Here is a 23,696-nt window from a genome sequence, read left to right on the forward strand (position 1 = left end):
GGAGGGGTTACTTCAGGAAGTCGGGGACGTCGAGCTCGTCGTCGTCGTCGAACGCCGGGTCGGCGGCGCGCTGCACCGGCGGCTGGTGTTCCTGCGAGGCCCAGGAGGGGCTCGACGTGCTGGAGTCCTCGATCGCACCGGTCGAGGCGGCGACGGGGGCCGTCGCGCTCGACTCGGGGTCGACGTAGCTCGAGCGACGCTCCTTCTGCTGCTGCGCCGGCTCGCCGCCGTCGAAGCCCGCGGCGATGACGGTCACGCGGACCTCGTCGCCGAGGGTGTCGTCGATGACCGCACCGAAGATGATGTTCGCCTCGGGGTGCACGGCTTCCTGCACCAGACGCGCGGCGTCGTTGATCTCGAAGATGCCGAGGTTCGAGCCACCCTGGATCGAGAGCAGCACACCGTGCGCTCCGTCGATCGAGGCCTCGAGCAGCGGGGACGCGACGGCGAGCTCGGCGGCCTTGATGGCACGGTCGGCACCGCGCGACGAGCCGATGCCCATGAGCGCGGAGCCCGCACCCTGCATGACGGACTTGACGTCGGCGAAGTCGAGGTTGATGAGACCCGGGGTGGTGATGAGGTCGGTGATGCCCTGCACGCCGGCGAGGAGCACCTGGTCGGCCGTGGCGAAGGCCTCGACCATCGAGATGCCGCGGTCGCTGATCTCGAGCAGGCGGTCGTTCGGCACGACGATGAGCGTGTCGACCTCGTCCTTGAGCCCGGCGACACCGTTCTCGGCCTGGGACTGGCGACGCTTGCCCTCGAAGCTGAACGGCTTCGTGACGACGCCGATGGTGAGGGCGCCGATCGACTTGGCGATGCGGGCGACGACGGGCGCACCACCCGTGCCGGTCCCACCGCCCTCACCGGCGGTGACGAAGACCATGTCGGCACCGGCGAGGGCCTCTTCGATCTCCTCGGCGTGGTCCTCGGCGGCACGACGGCCGACCTCGGGGTCCGCGCCGGCGCCGAGGCCGCGGGTGATCTCGCGGCCGACGTCGAGCTTGACGTCGGCGTCGCTGAGCAGGAGCGCCTGCGCGTCGGTGTTGATCGCGATGAACTCGACGCCACGGAGGCCGAGTTCGATCATCCGGTTGACGGCGTTGACGCCGCCGCCGCCGACACCGACGACCTTGATGACGGCGAGGTAGTTGTGGTTCGTGGTCACGTCAGTCAGGCCTCCGGTTGAACCCTCAACCTCTACTTGAAGTTCAGGGGCAATGCTGGTAGATGTGGTGCTGGCTTCGACGCTACGGGTGGGTTCCGCGCACTGTCGCCCCGCCACGCCGCGTGTCGCCGATCAGGTCGGCAATTCAGTCCTTCGCGCGGATCACGCCGTTGTCCGGTGCGGACACGTCGTACTCGACCACGACACCCGGGTTCCGCGCCGCGTGGTCCTTCACCAGGGCGGCGAGCAGCGCGGCCTTCGCCTCGGAGTCGTCGGGGCTCCCCCACACGACGGTCGAGCCGTCCTTGAGCGTCAGGGTCACGTCGTCGGCGGTGGACCCGGCGACCCGCGTGACCTGCGACCGGACGGTCGACGGCAGCGCCAGCACGACCTCGGTCATCGTGCGGAAGCTCGAGGACCCGAGGCGCGCACGGGCGATGTCGGCGAGCGGCATGGTGGCCGGACGCTGCGGCGACGACTGCACGACGATGCCGGCCGGGTCGACGAGGTCGAACGAGCTGCCGGACTTCACCGCGACGACGGGGGTGCGCTCGGTCACCGTCACGACGAGGGTGTGCGGCGGGGCCTCTTCGGTCACGTAGCTCTCGATGAGCGGGAAGCCGGCGATGTCCTGCTTGATCTCGTCGAAGTCGAGCCGCGCGAGCGGGGTGCCGATCTGGTCGGACAGGGCCTGCCGCAGCGCGGTCTCGTCGACGCGGTTGGTGCCCTTGACCTCGATCGTCTGCAGGGCCATCAGCGGCGAGAACACCGCCACCAGGATCGAGACGCCGAGCACGAGCACGATGCCGGCCGCGGTGATCCACGCGGCGCGACGGTGGCGGCTCCGCCGGGTGAACCGCCGCACCTCGGCCCGCTCGAGCAGGCGACGGCGACGCTTCGCGATGCGCGCCTCACGCGCGGTCTCGGCAGCGCGGACGCCGGCACCGATGGGTGCGTCGTCGTGCTGGACCGGCCGGGAGGCACTGCCCGCGTCGAGCACGTCGGTCACGGTCGCGTCGTGGTCGCGTGCACTGCCCGCCGCGCCCCCGGACGGTCGTTGCGCCCCGTCTCCTCGGGGCGCGTTGCCCGCGTCGGGGCGCGGGTCGCGGTGCTCCTCGTCCGGTGTGTACTCGCGCAGGCGGTCGGCGACGGCACCGAAGCCGGCGCCGACGCGGCGGCCGGCCGCGCCCGCGAGGGCGCCGACGCGGTCGCGCGTCGAGTCTGCGGCATCGGTGGTCGGTTCCGCGCCCGCGGACGGCCGTCGCGCCCCGGTGCTCGGGGGCGCACCGACCGCTGGGGGGCGCGATTCGGAGGAACCGGGTGCGGGAGTGACGGCCGGGGCCTCGTCGCCCGCAGCGGACTCGTCGGGCGCGGGACGGGCCTCCCGGTCGTCGGGTGTGCGCCCACGGAACGGGAGCCGCGGCATCGAGGGGCCACGACGCTGCCGGGGCGCGTCGGCGCCCTCGACCGGGGCGTCCCTACGGGCGTCCCCCTCGTCGAACCCCTCGGGTCGCCTCACCGGCCCAACGCTCCCAGTACCTGCGGGATGATCCGGTACACGTCACCGCAGCTGAGCGTCATGATGATGTCGCCGTCGCGGGCGACCGCGGCGGCACGGGTGGCGGCCTCGTCCCAGTCCGGCAGGAACTCCACGCGGGACTGGTCGGCGAAGCGCTCCTGCACCAGGGCGCCGGTGACGCCGGGCTCCGGGTCCTCGCGCGCGCCGTAGACGTCGAGGACGACCGTGTGGTCGGCGAGCTCCTCGTAGACCCGCGCGAAGTCACCGGCCATCAGACGGGTGCGCGAGTACAGGTGGGGCTGGTGGATCGCGATGATGCGGCCGTCGCCGACGACGTTGCGGGCGGCCTTGAGCGCCGCGGCGACCTCGGTCGGGTGGTGCGCGTAGTCGTCGTAGACCGACACCCCGCGCTCGACACCGTGCAGTTCGAAGCGGCGCTGGGTGCCGCCGAAGGCCTCGAGCCCGCGGATCGCGTCGGCGGCGCTCACGCCCAGACCGGTCAGGACCGCGAAGGCACCGACGGCGTTGATCGCGTTGTGCCGGCCCGGCACGCGCAGGGTCAGGTGGTGTGCCTCGCCGCCGGCGCGGAACGCGACCTCGACGCCCGCGGACTCGATGATCCGCTCGATGCGCACGTCGGCGTCGACGGCCTCGCCGAAGGTGACGACCTCGGGGGCGTCGGCACGCGCGCGGATGCCCGCCGTGACGGTCTTCGCGCCGGCGTCGTCGCTCGAGATGACGACGCGCTCGCTCGCCTTCGCGGCGAACTCGACGAACGCCTCGGTGAAGGCCTCCTCGCTGCCGTAGTGGTCGAGGTGGTCGGCGTCGACGTTCGTGATCAGGGCCACGGCGACGTCGTAGAGCAGGAACGAACCGTCGGACTCGTCGGCCTCGACCACGAACAGGTCGCTCGAGCCCGGCGCCGAGCTCGTGCCGAGCGACTGGATGACGCCGCCGTTGACGAAGCTCGGGTCGAGGCCGAGCTCGACCATCGCGGTGACGATCATGCCGGTCGAGGTGGTCTTGCCGTGCGCGCCGGCGACCGCGACGAGGCGGTGCTCGGCGATGAGGGCGGCGAGGGCCTGGGACCGGTGCAGCACCGGCAGGCCGCGGCGCTGCGCCTCGAGCAGTTCGGGGTTGTCCGGCCAGAGCGCGCTCGTGACGACGATCGTGTCCGCGTCGCCGACGTTCGCGGCGTCGTGGCCGATGTGCACCGCGGCGCCGAGGTCGCGCATGATGCCCGTCGTCTCGGTCTCGCGGGAGTCGCTGCCCGTCACGCGGTGACCGGCGGCGAGGAACATCCGGGCGATGCCGCTCATGCCGGCGCCGCCGATGCCGACGAAGTGGACGGTGCCGAGGTCGTCCGGGATCGGCTGCGTCAGGTCCGGCTTGATGGTCATGGTTCCTCCGTGGTGCTGGCGGCGCCGTTGCCTCGTTCGGTTCCTCGTGCGGCACCTCGTTCGGTGCCTCGTGCTGCGTCCAGGACGAGGTCGGTCATCCGGTCCGCGCCGTCGCGGTGTCCGACGCTGCCTGCCCGGACCGTCATGTCCGCGATGCGGGCCCGGTCCTGCAGGATCGTCAGGAGCTGGAACGTCACCCAGTCGGGGTCGAATTCCCCGTCCGCCACGAGCACTGCTCCCCCGGCGTCGACGACGTCCTTGGCGTTGTGCCGCTGCTCGCCGTTGCCGACAGGGTACGGCACGAGCACGCTCGGCAGCCCGACCGCGGTGAGCTCGCAGACCATGCCGGCGCCGGAGCGGGACACGACGAAGTCGCTCGCCGCGTACGCCAGGTCCATCCGGTCGCAGTAGGCGAGCACGTGGTAGCCGTCGAGGTCGCTCGGACCGATGTCCGACGCGGCACCGACGACGTGCAGGACCTGCCAGCCGGCGCCCACGATGGTCGCCGCGGACTTGTTGATCGTGCGGTTGATGCTGCGGGCGCCCGAGGAACCCCCCGTGACGAGGAGCACCGGGCGAGCCGGGTCGAGCCCGAACTCGGCGAGGGCCTCGGTACGACTGGCACGGCGGTCGAGCGACTCGATCTCGCGCCGGAGCGGCATGCCGACGACCCGGCCGTGCCGCAGTCGGGTGTTCGAGAAGGTCAGGCCGACGTGCTCGGTGAGGAACGCGGCGAGGCGGTTCGCCAACCCCGGCTTCGCGTTCTGCTCGTGCACGACGATCGGGGTGCCGGTGCGCCGGGCAGCGATGTACGCCGGCGCCGCCGCGTAGCCGCCGACGCCGAGGACGACCTCGACCTCGTGCTCGCGGATGATCTGCTCGGTGCGCTTGACGGCCGCGGCGAAGCGCTGGGGGAAGCGCAGGGCCGCGCCGTTCAGCTTCCGGGGGAACGGCAGGCGCGGGATCGTCAGGAGCTCGTAGCCGCGCATCGGCACCAGGCGGGCCTCGAGACCCTCGGCGGTGCCCAGGACGAGCACCTCGGCATCCGGCTCGCGCTCGGTCAGCCGGTCGGCGACCGCGAGCAGGGGGTTGACGTGTCCGGCGGTGCCCCCGCCGGCGAAGAGGTACTTGCTCACCGGAGTCGTCCGTTCGTGGTGGTGCTGTCGAGGGGCGGGTTCGTGGTGCGCGGGTCGTTCTTGCCGGGCAGGTCGCGGGCGAACGACAGCACGACGCCGATCGCCACCAGGGTCATGATGAGCGCGGACCCGCCGGCCGAGATCAGCGGCAGTGGGACGCCGAGGACCGGCAGCAGGCCGAGCACCACGGCGATGTTCACGAGCGCCTGACCGATGATCCACGCCAGGATGCCGCCCGTGACGGTCTTCACGAACGGGTCGCGGGACTGCCGGATGATCTTGATCATGCCGACGGCGAGCACGACGAACAGTGCGAGCACGACGACGGCGCCGATCAGGCCGAGTTCCTCGCCGATGATCGCGAAGATGTAGTCGTTGTCCGCCTCGGGCAGCCACGACCACTTCGCCTTGGAGTTGCCGAGTCCGACGCCGAACACGCCACCGGACGCCAGCGCCCACATGCCGTGCACGGGCTGCCAGCACAGGTCGGCGTACTGGTTCGAGTCGGTGCAGCCGGACAGCCAGGCGCTGATGCGCACCTGACGGGACGACGACGCCATCGTGACGAACGGCAGCATGACCGCCATCGCCGCCAGGCCGACGAGCAGGTGGCGGGCGCGGGCTCCGCCGACGTAGAGCGCACCGAGGATCAGGATGAGCATGATCATCGCGGTGCCCTGGTCGCCACCGAGGATCACGAGGCCGAGCGACAGGAGCGAGGCGATCCCGATCGGGATGAACACCTCTTTCCAGTCGTCGAGCTTGTCGCGCTTGACGTACATGATCGCGCCGATGCCGAGCACCAGGCCGAGCTTGACGACCTCGGACGGCTGCGCGGTGAACGAGCCGATGCCGATCCAGTTCCGGTTGCCCTGGACGTCGATGCCGAGCGGTGTGTACACGAGCAGCTGCAGGACGAGCGCGGCACCGAGCAACCGCATCGCCCACTTCCGCCACAGCCGTGTCGGGATCCGGCTCGCGACGAGCATGAGCGGAACGCCGAGGACCGCGTACAGACCCTGGCGGGACGCTGCGCCGAAGAAGTCGTGCGTCGCGGCGTACTGCTCGACGCTCGACGACGACAGGACCATCACGACGCCGAAGACGACCAGGAAGAGCGTGACGCCGAGGATCGTGTAGAACGTGCTGGACTCGGCGACGAAGACGTTCTTGACGGCGACGAGTGCACCGTTCGTGCGACGCGGGTTGCCCGTCGCCGGCGTGCTACGACTGTTCGGAAGATCCGTCGTCGCCATCGGCGTTGCCTCCCAGGTGCTCGTGGACCGCCGCCGCGAAACGACGCCCCCGGTCGGCGTAGGAGCCGAACTGGTCGAACGACGCAGCCGCCGGGGCGAGGAGGACCGTGTCGCCCGGCCTCGCGACCGATGCGGCATGCCGGACCGCCTCGGGCATGACCTGATCAGTGTCCGTCGTCTCCACCTGGAGCACCGGCACCCCGGACGCGTGTCGCGCGAATGCCTCCAGGACGGGGGTCCGGTCGGTGCCGATCACGACGACGGCACGGACCTCGGGGCCGAAGCGTGCGACGAGCCCGTCGACGTCGACGCCCTTGAACAGGCCGCCGACGATCCACACCACGGTGTCGAACGAGGCGAGCGAGGCGGTGGCGGCGTGCGGGTTCGTGGCCTTCGAGTCGTCCACCCACGCGACGCCGGCCGACTCGGCCACGAGCTCCGTGCGGTGGTGGTCGGCGCGGAAGGCCCGGACGGCGGACTGGATCGCACTCGGCTGGACGGTGCCGGCACGGGCGAGGGCCGCGGCGGCCAGGACGTTCATCGTCATGTGCGGGCTGGCGAGCCCGGCGACCTCGAGGTCGGCGAGGGTCGACAGCTCGAGCGCGCTGTTCCGACGGTCGTCGTTGAAGGCGCGGTCGCACAGGACGTCCTCGACGATGCCGACGTCCCCGGGCGCGGGCACCCCCGGCGTGAAGCCGACGGCACGGCAGCCCTCGACGACGTCGGCGTCCTGCACCATGTCGCGCGTGACGTCGTCGGCGGTGTTGTAGACGCACGCCATCACGGTGCGCTCGTAGACCTTGGCCTTCGCGGCGCGGTACGCCGCGGCGGAGCCGTGCCACTCGAGGTGGTCGTCGGCGATGTTCAGGCAGGCGCTCGCGAGCGGCACGACCGCGCCGTCGCCCGAGGTCGCCATGTAGTGCAGCTGGTGGCTGGAGAGCTCGACCACGAGCACGTCGTAGCCGTCCGGGTCGCGGACGACGTCGAGCACCGGCACGCCGATGTTGCCGCAGGCCACGGCACGCAGGCCGCCGGCCTCGTACATCGCGGTCGTGAGCTGCGTCGTGGTGGTCTTGCCGTTCGTGCCCGTGATCGTGATCCACGGCGCCGCGACCGGACCTCGCACGACCTTGTCGCGCACGCGCCAGGCGAGCTCGATGTCACCCCAGACCGTGCTGTTCTGGACGGACCACTCGACGGTCGCGTTGTGCGGCGGCAGGCCGGGCGACACGATGACGACGTCCGGTGCCTGCTCCTGCAGCGCGGCCGGCACGGTGTCGAGCGCCGTCTGCACGAAGCGCGCGCCGATGACGTCGAGCAGGTCGACGTTGTCCGACGGCGCGTCGGACGAGTAGACCGTCACCGCACTGCCGAGCTCCACCAGGGTGTCGGCGACCGAGAACCCGGTCGCGCCGAGCCCGAGGACGGCGACGTTCAGGCCCTTCCACCCCTCGGAGTACCAGCTGTCGAGGGACTGGAGGCGGGAGGACGTGGACACCGGGTCAACCAACGCGTGCGATCCATTCGAGGTAGAAGAGGCCGACCCCCGCGGCGACGAAGAGCCCCGCGATGATCCAGAACCGGACGACGACCGTCACCTCGGCCCACCCCTTCAACTCGAAGTGGTGGTGCAGCGGACTCATCCGGAAGATCCGCTTGCCGTGGGTGATCTTGAAGTACGCCCGCTGCAGGATGACCGAGCCGGTGACGATGAAGAACAGGCCACCGATCAGGATGAGCAGGAGCTCGGTGCGGCTGAGGATCGCGAGACCCGCCAGCGCCCCACCGAGGCCGAGCGAACCGGTGTCGCCGAGGAAGATCTGCGCCGGCGAGGTGTTGTACCAGAGGAACCCGATGAGCCCACCGCAGACCGCGGCCGCGACGACCGCCAGGTCGAGCGGGTTGCTCACGGTGTAGCAGGCGTGCTCCGTGCTCGCGTCGAGACGGGCGCCGCCGCAGATCTGGTTGGACTGCCAGAAGCCGATGATGACGTACGAACCGATCGCCAGGATGCTCGAGCCGGTCGCGAGACCGTCGAGCCCGTCCGCCACGTTGACGCCGTTCGACGTCGACACCGTGAGCAGCACGATCCAGGCCAGGAACAGCACGGTGCCGATGACCGTGCCGAGCGCCATGAAGTCGAGCCACGGGATGTCACGGATCGCGGAGATCATGGTCGACGCCGGGGGCTTGCCGTTCGACGTCGGCACCACCAGGGCGACCGTGGCGAAGATGACGCCGACGATGACCTGGCCGAGGACCTTGGCCCACCCGCCGAGCCCGAGGCTCCGCTGGCGCCGGACCTTGAGGAAGTCGTCGATGAACCCGACGAAGCCCAGCCCCACCATGAGGAACAGCACGAGCAGGCCGGACAGGGTGATCGAGTCACGTCCGACCAGGTGGCCGACGAAGTACCCGATCACGGCGCCGATGATGAGGACGATGCCGCCCATCGTCGCGGTGCCGCGCTTGGTGTGGTGCGACTGCGGACCGTCGTCACGGATGAACTGTCCCCACCCGAGACGGTGGAACAGCTTGATGAAGAACGGGGTGAGCAGCAACGTGAACACCAGCGACGTAGCGCCGGCGATGAGGAGCGCGATCATTCGGTGACACCTCCGAGGCGGTCGCCGAGGAATCGCAGTTCGGCCGACTTCGAGGACTTGACCAGGACCACGTCGCCGGGGCGGAGCATGTCCTGGAGTGACCGGACGGCGTCGTCGACGTCCTCGATGAACACCGACTCGCCGTCCCACGATCCCTCGAGGGTGGCGGCCTGGTGGATGGGCATCGCGCCGCGGCCGACGACCACGAGCTGTCCGATGCCGAGACGGACGACGAGCCGACCGATGCGGTCGTGCTCCTCGGTCGAGAACTCGCCGAGCTCGGCCATCTCGCCGAGCACGGCGACGGTCCGCTCCCCCGGGCGCACGATCTGCGCCAGGGTCCGCAGCGCCGCCGCGGTCGAGTCCGGCGACGCGTTGTAGGCGTCGTTGATCACGGTGACGCCCTCGGGGCCGCCCTGCAGCAGCTCCATGCGCCAGCGCTCGGCGCGCGTCATCGACGCGAGCGCCGCGGCGCCGTCGGCGAGCGGGACGCCCCAGCGGTGGGCGACCGTCAGGGCCGCGGCCGCGTTCATCGCGTGGTGCTCACCCAGGATCGCGAGGCGCACGTCCACGTGATCCGGGCCTCCAGGCTGGCTACCGTCCGTCGGACGGTCGCCTTCCTGATCGACGGGAGGCGCGGTGAGGGTGAAGCGGGTGCCGCTGCGGTCCGTCTCGATGCCGGTGATGCGGTAGTCGGCATCCGCCGACGTGCCGAAGCCGACCACCTGGGCGGCCGTCAGGTCGCGCATCGACGCGACCCGGTCGTCGTCGACGTTGAGCAGTGCGGTCGCGGAGGCAGGCAGGTCGGTGACCATCTCGGACTTCGCGCGCTGCGTCGCCTCGATGCCGCCGAACTCGCCGGCGTGCGCCAGGCCCACCTTGAGCACGACACCGACGTCCGGCTCGGCGATGCGGACGAGCGCCGCGATGTGGCCGACGCCACTGGCCCCCATCTCGACGACCAGGAACCGGGTGTCGTACGTGACCCGGAGCATCGAGATCGGTGCCCCGACGTGGTTGTTGAAGGACCCCTGGGGCGCGACGGTCTCGCCGTGCTGCTCGAGGATCGTCCGGAGCATGTTCTTCGTGCTCGTCTTGCCGTTCGAGCCGGTGATGCCGACGACCTTGAGCGGTGCCGGACGCCCCTCGGCGTCGACGCGGTCGGCGGATGCCATCCGGACCCGGGTGACGACCTCGTGCGCGAGCGCGGCGAGGGCTGCGTAGCCGTCCGCGACGACGATCTGCGGCGCGGTGGTCTCGACGCGCTCGGGCGTGATGACCAGCGCGGCACCCGCCTCGGTCGCGGCGGGCACGAAGCGGCGCCCGTCCGTGACCTCGCCGGGCAGGGCGAAGAAGACACTGCCGGGGCGGACCAGGCGCGAGTCGGTCTCGACCGAGCCCTCCACCACCAGGTCGCCGGGCTCGGCGACGTCGGTCGCCTGGGCACCACCGATCAGCTCGCCGCCGACCGCGGTGGCGATCTCGGCGAGGGTGAGCGCGATCATCGGAGGTCCTCGGCCGGACCGGAGTTCGGCTCCCAACCGGCTTCGCGCAGGGCCTGACGGGCCTCGTCGCGTGCCGAGTAGGGGGTGCGGACCCCGGCGATGTCGCGGTAGTCCTGGTGGCCGGGGCCGGCCCAGAGGATGGAGTCGCCTTCGCCGAGCAGACCGACGGCCAGGCGGATGGCGGCCTCGGGCGGGCTCACCTCGTGCAGCTCGTGGTCCGGGAACGCCTCGCGCGCGGCGTCGACCAGGGTCTTCCGGATCGACGCGGCGTCCTCGAAGCGGGGGTGGTGATCGGTGACGACGAGGATGTCGCTGCCGGCCGCCGCGACGCGAGCCATGTCGCCGCGCTTCGTGGTGTCGCGGTCGCCGTCGGCGCCGAACAGCATGAGGACCTTGCCGGACGTGAACTGCCGGACGGCCGCGAGGGTGTTCTCGAACGCGTCGGCGCTGTGGCCGAAGTCGACGTAGACGCTCGGGCCGTGCTCGCCCGAGACGCGCTCGGTCCGGCCGGGCAGGTAGCACTCGATGGCGGACACGCGGCGCACGGCGCCGTCGCGGTCGCGGTCGCGGTCGCTTCGGGCCTCGTGCTCGTCGCGGTCGTCTTCGTCCGGGTAGCGGCGGTGGTTGCTGTCGAGCGCGTGTGCGATGGCACCGAGCTCGAAACCGCCTTCGACCAGCATGACGATCGCCAGTGCGGCGTTCGCGGCCATGTGCCAGCCGATCAGGGGCACACGGGTGGTGAGCTCGCGGCCCTCGGGACCGGTCAGGCGGAACTCGGTGTACGCGGCGTGCGCCTCGACGATGTCGACGTGCCACTCGGCCTCGACGTCCGGGTGCACCGTGATCGTCGTGACCGGGATGCGGGAGTCCTGCACCACGCGGTGGCCCCAGTCGGTGTCCAGCGAGACGACGCCGCGACGGGCGTGCTCGGGCTGGAACAGCGGGAGCTTCGCCTGGTAGTACTCCTCCATGTCGGCGTAGTCGTCGAGGTGGTCGTGCGACAGGTTCGTGAAGGCCGCGACGTCGAAGACGATGCCGTCGACCCGGTGACGGCTGAGGGCCTGCGCGCTCACCTCGACGGCGACCGCGCGCACCTCGCTCTCGCGCATCCGGGCGAGGAGCGCGTGCATCTCGCTGGCCTCGGGCGTGGTGAGGCGGCTCGTCACGCTGAGCGTGCCGATGTGGCGCTCGGCGGTCGAGCTCAGGCCGGTGACCAGGCCGAGCTGCTTGAGGATCCCTTCGAGGATGTACGACGTGCTCGTCTTGCCGTTCGTGCCGGTGACGGCGAACAGCTGCGGCAGGTCGGTGGCCTCGTCCGGGTGGGTGCGGTACACCCAGGCGGACACGTCGCCCAGGGCTGCACGGGGGTCGTCCACGACGAGGACCGGCAGGCCGGCCGCTCGTGCGCTCTCCACGCCCGCGTCGTCGGTCAGGACGGCGACGGCACCGCGCTCGGCGGCCTCGGCGGAGAACTCCGCGCCGTGCCGGTTCGCACCGTGCACGCCGACGAAGACGTCACCCGGCTGCACCTCGGCGGCGCTCAGCGTGACACCGGTCGTCTCGACGGCGTCGAGGGACCCGACGACGCGGAGGCCGAACGCGTTCGCGAGTTCGGCGACCGCCCTCGGGGTCGGGTGTTCGGGCCGGAGGACCGGGGGGATCCGTGCGGACAAGTGTTCCTTCTTCCTCACCACGTGGACGGGTAGAGCTTCGCCTCGGACGCGGAGGGGGCTACTCGGTACTTCTCGAGCACCTGGGACATGAGTGTGCGGAACGCCGGAGCCGCTCCGCTCGACCACTTGTTGGTCTGCGGCTTCGTGAACGTCACCGTGACAACATACTGGGGGTCTTCGGCGGGTGCCATTCCGGCCACCGAGGTGATGCGCTGACCGCCGTAGCCCTTCGACCCTTCGGCCACCTCGGCGGTACCGGTCTTCGCGGCGATGTTGTAGCCCGAGATCGGCTTCATGCCCACGAGCGTGCCGCCCGTGACCACGCTCTGGAGCATGTCGGTGACCTGGGTCGCAGCGTCGGCGGACACGACGCGCTGCTTCTGCACGTCGGGCGCGTCGATGGTCTTGCCGTCCGAGGTGGTGCAGCCCTTGACGAAGTGCAGCGGGATCCGGACACCGTCGTTCGCGATGGTCTGGAACACGCTGGCGACCTGGACCGCGGTCGTCGAGATGCCCTGGCCGAACATCGAGTTGATGTTCGTCTGCTGGTCCCAGTTCGGGCTCGAGCCGTAGTCCATCGACGGCTGGCCCGGGTAGTCGATCGCCGACTCCGGCTCGAACAATCCGAACTTCTGCATGTAGTCGTACCGCTGCTGCGCGGTGAGGCGCGACCCGAGCTCGGTGATGCCGACGTTCGACGAGTTCTGCAGGATGCCCGTCAGCGTCAGGTTCTCGGTCTCGTGGAACTCGGAGTCGTGGATCGTGCCACCCCAGGGGAAGGTGCGCGAGTACGGCACGACCGCCTGGTCGGTGGGACTCGACTTGCCCTGGTCGATCAGGGCCGCGGCGATGGCGGCCTTGATCGTCGATCCGGGCTCGTAGCTCGCCGTGAGCGCCCGCGAACCGTACGCCCCCTTGTCGGTGGTGGCGTCCACGTCGTTCGGGTCGACGGTGGGGTAGTCGGCGACCGCGAGCAGCTCACCCGTCTTGACGTTCGTGACCGTGGCCGTCGCGGACTCGGCCTGCAGGGTCTTCGAGGCAGAGGCGATGGTCTGCAACGCCATGTACTGCAGGTCGCTGTCGATGGTCGTGACGAGCGTGCCGCCGTCCTTGGCCTGCTTCTTCGTCACGGTGCTGCCGGGCAGCTGGACGCCGTCCTCGCCGCGCTCGTACGTCTCCGAGCCGTTCGTGCCCGCGAGGCACTTGTTGTAGGCGTACTCCAGGCCGGCCTGTGCGCCGTCGGTGCCCATGAAGCCGGTGACGTTGCCCGTGGTCGCACCCGTCGGGTAGACCCGCGACGCCTGCTGCTCCTTGTAGATCCAGGGGATGCCGAGGTCGGTGACGGCCTCGTAGTGCTTCACGTCGAGGCCCTTGACCAGGTAGGCGAAGTCCGACTTCGGGTTCGCGGCGATGTTCTTCCGCATGGTCGCGACGTCGCCACCCGAGGCCTTCGCCAGGGCGGTGAGCGCCGTCGACACGCTGATGTCCTTGACCCGGGTCCCGCCGAGCTTGCCCTTGAACTTCTTGACCAGGCGCGGGGCGGTGGTGATGTTGTACCGGGTGACGCTGTCGGCGAGTTCCGTGCCGTTGCGGTCGACGATCGACCCGCGGGTGCCGTAGATCGTCACCGGGATGCTGCGCTTCTGGGTCGACTGCTCGTTGAGGGCCGAGGCCTGCACGACCTGGATGTCGACGAGGCGGACCACGAAGACACCCACCAGGGCGATCACGGCGATCATCACGATGCTGTAGCGCAGTCGGCGGTTGCGGATCGTCTTCGTCACGCGGTGCGGTCCTTCCCGGATGGTGCTGAGGGTGGTTCAGACCCGCAGGTCACCGGGTGGAGGGCGCCTGGAGCTGGTTCGCGTCGGACTCTACGGAGGACTTCGAGGAACCCCCGTCCGACGCGCTGGCGCCGCTCGTCTTCTCAGACGCGGCGCTGCCGGCCGTGCTGCTCGTCGCGCTGTCGGCGGCGTCATCGGCCTTCGCGTCGGCGCTGCCGGCGGTGCTGGCGCTGCCGGTGGTCGAGCCCGTCTCCTTGCTCGTCGACGTGTCGCCCTGCTTCGCGGCGAGGGGGACGTCGTTCAGCAGGGAGTTCGGCACCTGGTTCTCCGTGCTCGCCGTGGCCGGGTCGGCGACCGCGGGCGTCGGCGTGCCGTACACCCGGCCCGTCTTGGGGTCGAGGTACACCGGCGTGGAGTTGGCGATCATCCCGAGCGACTGCGCGTTGCGGGCCAGGTTCTGCGGCGAGTCGAGCACCCGGAGTTCCTCGGAGAGCGACTGCTGCGTGCGGGAGAGGTTCGTCTGCTCCGTGCCGAGGGCGCTCAGCGTGTAGGCCCCCTGGCTGAGCACCATGCTGATGCCGAGCTGGGCGAGCAGCAGGATGCCGAGCGCGACGACCGCGGTGACGGCGTAGCCGATGCGGGGCCGCGCACGGCGCTGGGCCGCGGTCGGTGTGACCTCGACGAGCTCCGGTCGGCTCTGGCGGTCCGGGCGCGGGGCGCGGGACGGGACGACGGCGGGGTCGACGAGTGCGAGGTTCGTGCTCATGTCACTTCCGGATCCGCTCGGCCGCGCGCAGGCGCACGGGTGTTGCTCGGGGGTTGGCGGCGCGCTCGGCCTCGTCGGCCAGCTCGGCGCCCTTGACGATCAGGGAGAAGGTGGGGGCGTGCTCGGGGAGCTCGACCGGCAGCCCGGCAGGGGCGCTCGACTTCGTGCGCGCCACCAGTGCCCGCTTGACGATGCGGTCCTCGAGCGACTGGTACGACTCCACGACGATGCGACCGCCGACCGCGATGGCGTCGAGCGCCGCCGGGATCGCGCGTTCCAGGACGCTGAGTTCGGCGTTCACCTCGATGCGCAGCGCCTGGAACACGCGCTTCGCGGGGTGGCCCTGGCGCTGGATCGCGACCGGGGTCGCGTCGTGGAGCACCTGCACCAGGTCGCCCGACATCTCGAACGGCACGCTCGCGCGGCGGTCGACGATGGCCCGGGCGTAGCGGCCGGCGAGCTTCTCCTCGCCGTAGCGCTGGAAGATGCGGCGCAGTTCGCCCTCGTCGTAGGTGGCCAGGACGTCGGCGGCGGTCTGCCCCTCGGTCCGGTCCATGCGCATGTCGAGCGGGGCGTCCTGGCTGTACGCGAACCCGCGCTCGGCCCGGTCGAGCTGCAGCGAGCTGACCCCGAGGTCGAACAGCACGCCGTCGACCTGGCGGAAGCCCTCGCCCTCGATCGCGTCGACGATGCCGTCGTACACGGTGTGCACCAGGCGGACGCGGTCGCCGAAGCGGGCCAGGCGCTCCCCCGCGATGCCGAGGGCGTCGGTGTCACGGTCGAGACCGATCAGCGTCAGGTCCGGGAACCGCTCGAGCAGCCCCTCGGAGTGTCCGCCCATGCCGAGCGTGGCGTCGACGACGACCTTGCCCGGTCCGTCGAGCGTCGGCGTGAACAGGTCGACGATGCGCTCGAGCATCACCGGCGTGTGCGGGAAGCGTGGTGTCCCGTTGTCGTTGTCGGCCATGTGCAGCCCCTCGTCTTCCGGGCCGCGGGTCCGGATCCCCATCCATGCGACCTGACATCGGGGAAGTGATGTCAGGGCTTCACGGCTGGGAGTCCCGATCCACGGATCAGAAGATCCCCGGGATCACCTCCTCGTCGTTGTCGGCGAACGCCTCTTCGGCTTCGGCGTAGTAGGCCTCCCACGCGGTGGTCGACCAGATCTCGGCACGGTCACCGCTGCCGATGACCGTCAGGTCCCGCTCGAGCCCCGCGTACTCACGGAGGTTCTGCGGGATCGTCACGCGGTTCTGCTTGTCGGGCTGCTCGGCGCTGGCCCCCGAGAGGAACAGGCGCATGTAGTCCCTGGTGCGCTTCGACGTCATCGGTGCGGTCCGGATGCGTTCGTGGAGTTCCTCGAACGTCCGGGCGCTGAAGACCACGACGCAGCGTTCCTGGCCGCGGGTCATCACGAGTCCCCCGGACAGTTCGTCCCGGAACTTGGCGGGGAGGATCACGCGACCCTTCTCGTCGAGCTTCGGGGCATGAGTACCGAGCAGCACGTCGGGCCTCCCCTCCGCTCCACCGGACCGTTGCGAGCCCCACTTTACTCCACTGCCCTCCCCTCGGCCAGGATCCCGCTCCCTTTTCGCCCCGTGGCACCCCTTTTGGGGCCGTTTCGGCAGCACCGAAGCCCGGACAGCGGTGGCGGATGCCCGTCGTGCCGGGGATCTGGGCGGGTGTGGCGGCCGTGGAGGAAAGTGGAGGACTTTCGCAGCCAGTGGAGCGTCCCGTGGCGCGCCGAGGCTCACGGTCCGCTCCACCACGGCCGGCCACCGGTCAGCGCACGGTCACGACGCGCTGCCGCCGCGACGCCGAGTGGTCACGAACCGTCGCTCGCGCGGACCCCAGCCGACAGTTCGTGACCCCCGGGCAACCACCGCGCGGCATGTCGTGACCACTCGCGCGCACACGACCCTACCCCCCCCCCCCCCGGCCCCCCCCCCCCCCCCCCCCCCCCCCCCCGGCGCGCCCCCCCCCCCCCCCCCCCCCGCCCCGCCCCCCCCCCCCCCCCGCGGCCCCCCCCCCCCCCCCCCCCCCGCCGCCCCCCCCCCCCCCGCGGGCCCCCCCCCCCCCCCCCCCCCACCCCCCCCCCCCCCCCCCCGGGGGGGGGGCGCCCCCCCCCCCCCCCCCCACCCCGGGGAGTTGGTGCCGGTGCTACTTGGTCGAGACCGTGAAGCCCTGGTCCTTGCCGTACTTGGCGAGGGCCTTCTGCCAGGCCTCGAGGCCGGCGTCGAGCGAGGTGCCGTTCTCGTACGCCTGACCGACGGTGTCGGCGTAGACGCTGTTCGCGTACACCTGGTACGGCAGGTAGGTGAAGTCGTTGTCCGAGGACTTCGACGCGTCGACGAGCACCTTGTTGATCTGCTGCCCACCGAAGTAGGACGGCTTCTCGTCGAGGAAGGCCGACGAGTCGAGGTCAGCGGTCGTCGATGGGAACCCACCGGACTTCATGAAGACGCCGGTCGACTCCTTGGACGAGTTCAGCCACTTCAGGAAGCCCGCGGCGAGGGCCGGGTTCTTCGACTGCTTCATGACGACCTCGGCGCTGCCGCCGTTGTTCGCGGTCTGGGCGGTGCCGCCGTCGTAGGTCGGCATCGGGGCGACGCGCCAGTCACCCGAGGCCTGGGCGACGCCGGACTCCAGGTTGCCGGGCATCCAGGCGCCGGTGATCATCGTGGCGATCTCACCGTTGCCGAGCTGCTTGTACCAGTCGTCGGTCCAGCCGACGGTCTTCGACAGCAGGCCCTGCTCGACGAGCTCGTTCCAGGTGCTCGTCCACTTCTTCGAGCCCTCGTCCTGCAGGTTGATGGTCACCTTGTCACCGTCGGTGGTGAACGGGGTACCGCCGGCCTGGGCGATCATGCTCGTGGTGAAGCCGGCGTCGCCGGAGTCGGCCGCGATGTAGGCGTTCGGGTCGGCCTCGTGCAGCTTCTTCGCGGCGGCGACGTACTCGTCCCAGGTCTTCGGCACGGCGATGTCGTGCTTGTCGAAGACCGTCTTGTTGTAGAACAGCGCCATGGGGCCGGAGTCCTGCGGCAGGCCGTAGACCTTGTCGTCGATCGACACCGAGCTCCAGGTGCTCTTCGCGAACTTGTCCTCGAGCGAGTCGAAGCCGTAGCCGGACAGGTCGAGCAGCGAGTCGGACAGGGCGAACTGCGGCAGCGCGAAGTACTCGACCTGGGCGACGTCGGGGGCGCCCGAGCCGGCCTTCACGGTGTTCTGGAGCTTGGTGTACTGGTCGGCGCCGGTGCCGGCGTTGACGAGCTTGACCTTCACCTTGGGGTACTGCTTCTCGAACGCGGCGACCTGGGCCTTGGCGGAGGGGGTCCACGACCAGTAGGTCAGGGTGCCACCGTCCTTCAGTGCCTTGGTGATGTCGTCGGACGAGCCACCGGACGACGAGCCGCCGGTCGCGCAGGCGGCGAGGGCGATCGTGGCGGTGACGCCGATGGCGAGGGCGCTGAGCCCGCGCCGGAGACGCTTGTTCATGGGGGTGCCTTTCACTTCTTCGTGGAGAGGGGGGTAGGGCTGCTGCGTTCCGGACCGGATGGCGCGTGGCGAGGTCGCCACGGGCCTCCCGTCCGACGGATCAGGCCTTGACGGACCCGGCCGCGAGGCCGGACTGCCAGAAGCGCTGGAGGAAGAGGAACGCGACCACGATCGGGATGATCGTGAGGAGCGATCCCGTGACGACGAGGTTGTAGATCGGCTGCGCACCGGAACCGGTGGCCTGGGCGTTCCACTGGTTCAGGCCGACCGTCAGGGGGTACCACTTCGGGTCGCTCAGCATGATGAGCGGCAGGAAGTAGTTGTTCCAGGTGGCGACGACCGCGAAGAGCAGGACGGTGACGACACCGGGAGCGAGCAAACGGAGCGCGATGGTGAAGAAGATCCGGAACTCGCCGGCGCCGTCCATGCGGGCGGCCTCGAGGAGTTCGGCGGGGATCGCGTCGACCGCGTAGGTCCAGATCAGGTACATGCCGAACGGGCTGATGAGCGACGGCAGGATGATCGACCACGGGGTGTTGGTCAGGCCGACCTGCGAGAAGAGCAGGAAGGTCGGAACCGCCAGGGCCGTGCCGGGGACCGCGATGGCACCGAGCACGATGGCGAACACCGCGCGGCGTCCGGGGAACTGGAACTTCGCCATGCCGTAGCCGGCGACGGTCGCGAGCAGGGTGGCGCCACCGGCACCGACGACCACGTAGAGCAACGTGTTGCCGAACCACTGCAGGAAGATGCCGTCGTTGTACGTGACGGTGTCGACGATGTTCTGCCAGAGGTTGAAGTCCCCGCCGAACCAGAGCCCGAACGTGGAGAGCAGCGACGCCTGCGTCTTCGTGCTGTTCACGAGCAGGTAGAACAGCGGCGCGAACGAGTAGACGACGAAGACGACCATGACCGCGGTCAGCAGGCCGGAACGCTTCGGCTTGCGTCCGTCGACGTGCTGCTCAGCCTTCCGCTCGGCCTTCCTGGAGGCCCGGGTCGAGCGGGTGCGCGGGTCGCGCTGCGTCGTGGTCGCCTCGGTGACCGTGGCCGGTCCGGCGGCGCCGGTCGCGGGGTGCTGGATGGTGCTCATCGGTTCTCCTGGCGGGTTCCGCGGACCTGGACGACGTAGGCGATCACCGCGGTGATCACGCCCATCACGATCGCGACGGTGGCGGAGTAGTTGAACTGCTGGCCGCTGAAGGACAGCGAGTAGGCGTACATGTTCGGGGTGAAGGCGCTGCCGATGACGTTGGGGGCCAGGGTCTTCAGCAGGTTCGGCTCGTTGAAGAGCTGGAAGCTGCCGATGATCGAGAAGATCGTGGCGATGACCATCGGGCCGCGCAGCGCCGGGAGCTTGATCGAGAAGACCGTGCGCAGGGGGCCGGCGCCGTCGAGCTCGGCGGCCTCGTACAGCTCACCGGGGACCGTGCGGAGTGCGGCGTAGAAGATCAGCATGTTGTAGCCGAGGAACTCCCACGTGACCACGTTGCCGATGGAGGTCAGCACCCAGCTGGGGCTGAACGGCTGCAGCAGGTCGATGCCGAGCGCGTCGTTCGCCGCACCGGTCAGGCCGAACTGGTTGCCGTAGATGAAGCCCCAGATCAGGGCCGCGACGACACCGGGGACGGCGTAGGGCAGGAACACCGCGATGCGGAAGAACGACGTGCCCCAGAGCCGTGCGCTGTCGAGTGCGAGGGCGGCGACGAGTGCGAGCCCGAGCATGATCGGCACCTGGACGACCAGGAAGATCGCGACCCGACCGAAGCCGGACCAGAACTTGGCGTCCTGGAAGAGCTGGACGTAGTTGGCGAACCAGACGAACTGGTTGCCGCCGATGAGCTGGTCGCGGAACAGGCTGAGCCAGAGGGCGTAGCCGATCGGGACGATGAGCATGGCGATCAGGACGACCACGAAGGGGCCGACGAACAGCCAGCCGGTGTAGCGCCCCCGCGCCTTGGTCCGGCGACCTGCCGGGCGGGGGGCTGCCGGCTGCGCTGCGGCTGCCTCGCCGGGCCGCGCTGCGAGCGTGCTCATGTGACTCCTTCGTCTGCTGCGTTCGGGTGTCCGGTGTCTCGGCCGCGACCCGGGCCCGGTGACGGGCGCCCTGGCGGTCGCAGATGTTGACGTCAACATCGAACGTCAGGACGATAGCATGGCAACGTCAACATGCGCTAGCGTCCGGGAACGCAGACTGCGTGATCCCGCAACGGAAGGAGCTCGAGCCGATGACGACCGAGTCCCCCGCCGGCACCCGCCGCTCCCCCTCGATGGCCGCCGTCGCCGACGCCGCCGGGGTCTCGATGCAGACCGTCTCGCGCGTCGCCCGCGGGTTCGACAACGTCAGCCCGGACACCCGCGACCGCGTGCAGCGCGCGATGGACACCCTGGGCTACCGGCCCAACCGTGCCGCACGGGCCCTGCGATCGGGGCGCTTCCGCACCATCGGCGTGATCATGTTCACGCTCGCGTCCTTCGGCAACATGCGCACGCTCGAGGCGATCGCCGACGCCGCCGGCACCGCCGACTTCACGATCACGTTGCTGCCGATGGCCTCGCGCACCGAAGAAGGCGTGCGCTCCGCGTTCTCCCGCCTGCACGAACAGGCCGTCGACGGCGTCGTGATCATCATCGAGTCGCACATCATCGACACGGCCGAGGTGGTGCTGCCCGACGGCGTGCCCATGGTCATCATCGACTCCACCGGCAGCACCGACCACCCGGCGATCGACACCGACCAGACCGACGGCGCGCGCCAGGCCACCCAGCACCTGCTCGACCTCGGCCACGAGACCGTCTGGCACGTCGCCGGACCGACCTCGTCGTACTCTGCCGCGCGCCGGTTGGCCGCGTGGCAGGACACCCTCGAGCGCGCCGGACGGCTCGTCCCGCCGGTGTTCCACGGTGGCTGGAGCACCGACTCCGGCTACCGCGCCGGCCTGACCATCGCCGCACGCCCGGACATCACCGCCGTCTTCGCCGCCAACGACCAGACCGCGCTCGGAGTGCTCCGCGCCGCGCACGAGCTCGGGCGGTCCGTGCCGTCGTCGCTCAGCGTGGTGGGCTTCGACGACTCCCCCGAGTCCGACTCCTTCTGGCCGCCGCTCACCACCGTGCACCAGTCCTTCGACGAGGTCGGGCGCCGAGCCGTCGCGAACCTGCTCGCCCAGATCGACGGCGAGAGCGTGTCCTCCGCCCCCGACCTGGTGCCCGTGCGCCTGGTGGAGCGGGCGAGCACCGCGCCGCCGCCCGAGCGCTGACGCGCCCGGGCTCGGGCGCCGGATCGCGGCCCCGGTTCGCGGAAGCGACACTGTGCCGCCAACCTTCCGCGGAGAACTGTCGCTTTCGCGGGCCTGACGGCGCAGCGGGCCGCACATCTGTCGCTTTCGCGACCAACAGGCGGACGGGAGGCACGGTGCCAGCCCGCCACGGGCCTCCCGTCCGCCGCCCGGGGCACACCCGCGAAAGCGACAGTGTGCTGCCAACCATTTGCGGAGAACTGTCGCTTTCACGGACCGGACGCCGCAGCATGCCGGGAGACTGTCGCTTTCGCGGACCGGACCGGACCGGACCGGACCGACACACGACACGCGACACGCGCCCCGCGCCCGCGCCCCGCACGAACGAGCAGAGGACGTCGGGCGCGAGCGCCCGACGTCCTCTGTGCTCACTCGACGCCCGCCGCAGCGAACGCCGAGGCGTCTCAGCCGATCGACACGGCGGTCCAGGACACGGGCGGCAGCTCGATCGTGATGGTGTCGCCGTCGCGGCTGACCGTCTCGTTCGTGCGGAGCCCGACGCGCTCGGTGGACGAGAGGTCGTTCACGGCGTGGATGTCGTCGTCCCAGACGCCCTCGGCACGGACGTCGCCCGAGGCCGCCAGGCCCGCGAGGTCGATCGTGACGGTGGTCGACTCGGACGGGTGGCGGTTGATGAGGAAGACCGCTGCCTTGCCGTCCTCGGTCACGGTGGCGGCCGAGTCCACGACCGGCACGTCGCCGTACTTGCCGCCGTCGACGGTGTCACCCGAGGACTTGACCTGCAGCGACGTGCCGTTCGCCAGGCGCGACGTCACCGAGAACGGGAAGAACGTCGTCTGGCGCCACGCCGGGCCGCCGGGCTCGGTCATGATCGGGCCGATGACGTTGACGAGCTGCGCGAGCGAGGCCGATGCGACGCGGTCCGCGTGGCGGAGCAGCGAGATGAGCAGCCCACCCACGACGACGGCGTCGGCGACGGTGTAGACGTCCTCGAGCAGACGCGGGGCGACGGGCCACTCGTCGAGCGTGAACTCGGCGGCCTGCTCGTGCCACTTCGTGATCGACCAGACGTTCCACTCGTCGAACGAGATGTCGATGCGCTTGTCGGACTTCTTCTGCGCCTGCACGTGGTCGGCAGCGGTGGTGACCGTCTTGATGAAGTGGTCCATGTTGACGCCGGCGGCGAGGAACGACGGCAGGTCGTTGTCCTCTTCGTAGTAGGCGTGCGCGGAGATGTAGTCCACGTCGTCGTAGGTGTGCTCGAGGACGGTGCGCTCCCACTCGCCGAACGTCGGCATCGACGCTCCGGACGAACCGCAGGCGACCAGCTCGAGGTCGGGCTGGATCTGGCGCATGGCCTTCGCGGTCATGGCGGCGAGCTTGCCGTAGTCCTCGGCGTTCTTGTGGCCGAGCTGCCACGGGCCGTCCATCTCGTTGCCGAGGCACCACATCTTGATGGCGAAGGGCTCCTGGCGGCCATTGGACTTGCGGTACTCGGACAGTGCGGTGCCGGCGTTGATGTTCGCGTACTCGAGCAGCTCGATCGCCTCGGCGGTGCCGCGCGTGCCGAGGTTCACGGCGAGCATGAGCTCCGAACCGACCTGGTCGAGCCAGTGCTGGAACTCGTGCAGGCCGACCTCGTTGGTCTCGGTCGAGTGCCAGGCCAGGTCGAGGCGCTTCGGGCGCTGCTCGACGGGGCCGACGCCGTCCTCCCACTTGTAGCCGGAGACGAAGTTGCCGCCGGGGTAGCGGATGGCGGAGACGCCGAGTTCCTTGACGAGCTCGACGACGTCCTTCCGGAAGCCGTGCTCGTCAGCGGTCTCGTGCGCGGGCTCGTGGATGCCGTCGTAGACGTGGCGGCCGAGGTGCTCGACGAACCCGCCGAACAGGCGACGTCGCACCGGCCCCACGGTGAACGCGGCGTCGAGGACGAGGTGTGTGCGGGGCATGGATCTCCTTCGATCGTGCGAGAGCGGGTACTGCGGGTCGTGCGGTGCGCGTGCTCGGTCCGGCGCCAGGGGTAGCGAAGCGGACCGTCACGAAAGTGAGCGCTCACCTGCCTGAAACGCTACCGGGTTCCACGGCGACGCGAAAGGGGTGGCGGATGATCTTCGCGAGCGCTAATGTGAGC

The 23,696-nt window shown here is 70.5% G+C and carries 18 protein-coding genes; 1 reads left to right on the forward strand and 17 read right to left on the reverse strand.

Annotated elements, in window-relative coordinates:
* Window positions 1–7: 7 nt before the first annotated feature.
* From ftsZ to EDF28_RS11165, 16 genes are all read right to left on the reverse strand, one after another.
* Window positions 8–1,168: a cell division protein FtsZ gene (gene ftsZ, locus EDF28_RS11090; protein WP_111085783.1), complete on the reverse strand. Its 1,161-nt coding sequence runs from the start codon at window positions 1,166–1,168 to the stop codon at window positions 8–10.
* A gap of 145 nt (window positions 1,169–1,313) precedes the next feature.
* Complete coding sequence (locus tag EDF28_RS11095) at window positions 1,314–2,687, reverse strand: FtsQ-type POTRA domain-containing protein (RefSeq protein WP_123938310.1); 1,374 nt, start codon at window positions 2,685–2,687, stop codon at window positions 1,314–1,316.
* Window positions 2,684–4,087 carry a UDP-N-acetylmuramate--L-alanine ligase gene (gene murC / locus EDF28_RS11100; RefSeq protein ID WP_123938311.1) on the reverse strand — a complete coding sequence of 468 codons (1,404 nt, stop codon included), beginning with the start codon at window positions 4,085–4,087 and terminating at the stop codon, window positions 2,684–2,686. The genes EDF28_RS11095 and murC overlap by 4 nt, the downstream gene beginning before the upstream one ends.
* Entirely contained in the window at window positions 4,084–5,223 is a 1,140-nt protein-coding gene (gene murG, locus EDF28_RS11105) for an undecaprenyldiphospho-muramoylpentapeptide beta-N-acetylglucosaminyltransferase (RefSeq protein WP_260154880.1), read from the reverse strand. The genes murC and murG overlap by 4 nt, the downstream gene beginning before the upstream one ends.
* On the reverse strand, window positions 5,220–6,479 hold the full coding sequence (gene ftsW, locus EDF28_RS11110; RefSeq protein ID WP_123938312.1) for a putative lipid II flippase FtsW: 1,260 nt from the start codon (window positions 6,477–6,479) through the stop codon (window positions 5,220–5,222). Before ftsW ends, murG begins: the two co-directional genes overlap by 4 nt.
* Window positions 6,448–7,977 (reverse strand): UDP-N-acetylmuramoyl-L-alanine--D-glutamate ligase, encoded by a 1,530-nt coding sequence (gene murD / locus EDF28_RS11115; protein WP_123938313.1) that lies wholly within the window; start codon window positions 7,975–7,977, stop codon window positions 6,448–6,450. The genes ftsW and murD overlap by 32 nt, the downstream gene beginning before the upstream one ends.
* 4 nt (window positions 7,978–7,981) lie before the next feature.
* Window positions 7,982–9,085, reverse strand: a complete 1,104-nt coding sequence (gene mraY / locus EDF28_RS11120) for a phospho-N-acetylmuramoyl-pentapeptide-transferase (RefSeq protein WP_123938314.1) — start codon at window positions 9,083–9,085, stop codon at window positions 7,982–7,984.
* Window positions 9,082–10,590 carry a UDP-N-acetylmuramoyl-tripeptide--D-alanyl-D-alanine ligase gene (gene murF, locus EDF28_RS11125; RefSeq protein WP_123938315.1) on the reverse strand — a complete coding sequence of 503 codons (1,509 nt, stop codon included), beginning with the start codon at window positions 10,588–10,590 and terminating at the stop codon, window positions 9,082–9,084. The genes mraY and murF overlap by 4 nt, the downstream gene beginning before the upstream one ends.
* On the reverse strand, window positions 10,587–12,263 hold the full coding sequence (locus EDF28_RS11130) for a Mur ligase family protein (protein ID WP_123938316.1): 1,677 nt from the start codon (window positions 12,261–12,263) through the stop codon (window positions 10,587–10,589). The genes murF and EDF28_RS11130 overlap by 4 nt, the downstream gene beginning before the upstream one ends.
* Window positions 12,264–12,277: 14 nt before the next feature.
* Complete coding sequence (locus EDF28_RS11135) at window positions 12,278–14,047, reverse strand: penicillin-binding protein 2 (protein WP_123292460.1); 1,770 nt, start codon at window positions 14,045–14,047, stop codon at window positions 12,278–12,280.
* A 49-nt stretch (window positions 14,048–14,096) separates the two neighbouring features.
* On the reverse strand, window positions 14,097–14,813 hold the full coding sequence (locus EDF28_RS11140) for a hypothetical protein (protein ID WP_123292459.1): 717 nt from the start codon (window positions 14,811–14,813) through the stop codon (window positions 14,097–14,099).
* 1 nt (window position 14,814) lies between these two features.
* Window positions 14,815–15,780: a 16S rRNA (cytosine(1402)-N(4))-methyltransferase RsmH gene (rsmH, locus tag EDF28_RS11145; RefSeq protein WP_123292832.1), complete on the reverse strand. Its 966-nt coding sequence runs from the start codon at window positions 15,778–15,780 to the stop codon at window positions 14,815–14,817.
* Window positions 15,781–15,886: 106 nt separating this feature from the next.
* Window positions 15,887–16,318, reverse strand: coding sequence for a division/cell wall cluster transcriptional repressor MraZ (gene mraZ / locus EDF28_RS11150; RefSeq protein ID WP_071254530.1), 432 nt, complete (start codon window positions 16,316–16,318; stop codon window positions 15,887–15,889).
* A 655-nt stretch (window positions 16,319–16,973) separates the two neighbouring features.
* Entirely contained in the window at window positions 16,974–18,308 is a 1,335-nt protein-coding gene (locus tag EDF28_RS11155; protein ID WP_173169216.1) for a sugar ABC transporter substrate-binding protein, read from the reverse strand.
* Window positions 18,309–18,408: 100 nt separating this feature from the next.
* Window positions 18,409–19,398, reverse strand: a complete 990-nt coding sequence (locus EDF28_RS11160; protein WP_207906668.1) for a carbohydrate ABC transporter permease — start codon at window positions 19,396–19,398, stop codon at window positions 18,409–18,411.
* Window positions 19,395–20,342: a carbohydrate ABC transporter permease gene (locus EDF28_RS11165; protein ID WP_111086247.1), complete on the reverse strand. Its 948-nt coding sequence runs from the start codon at window positions 20,340–20,342 to the stop codon at window positions 19,395–19,397. The genes EDF28_RS11160 and EDF28_RS11165 overlap by 4 nt, the downstream gene beginning before the upstream one ends.
* 191 nt (window positions 20,343–20,533) lie before the next feature.
* Here EDF28_RS11165 and EDF28_RS11170 point away from each other — a divergent pair, with 191 nt between their 5' ends.
* Entirely contained in the window at window positions 20,534–21,565 is a 1,032-nt protein-coding gene (locus tag EDF28_RS11170; RefSeq protein ID WP_123938317.1) for a LacI family DNA-binding transcriptional regulator, read from the forward strand.
* 443 nt (window positions 21,566–22,008) lie between these two features.
* Here EDF28_RS11170 and EDF28_RS11175 read toward each other — a convergent pair whose 3' ends face one another.
* Window positions 22,009–23,514, reverse strand: coding sequence for an alpha-N-arabinofuranosidase (locus EDF28_RS11175; protein WP_123938318.1), 1,506 nt, complete (start codon window positions 23,512–23,514; stop codon window positions 22,009–22,011).
* Window positions 23,515–23,696 lie beyond the last annotated feature (182 nt).

It is taken from the genome of Curtobacterium sp. PhB137 (genome assembly GCF_003814955.1).
Classification (GTDB): domain Bacteria; phylum Actinomycetota; class Actinomycetes; order Actinomycetales; family Microbacteriaceae; genus Curtobacterium.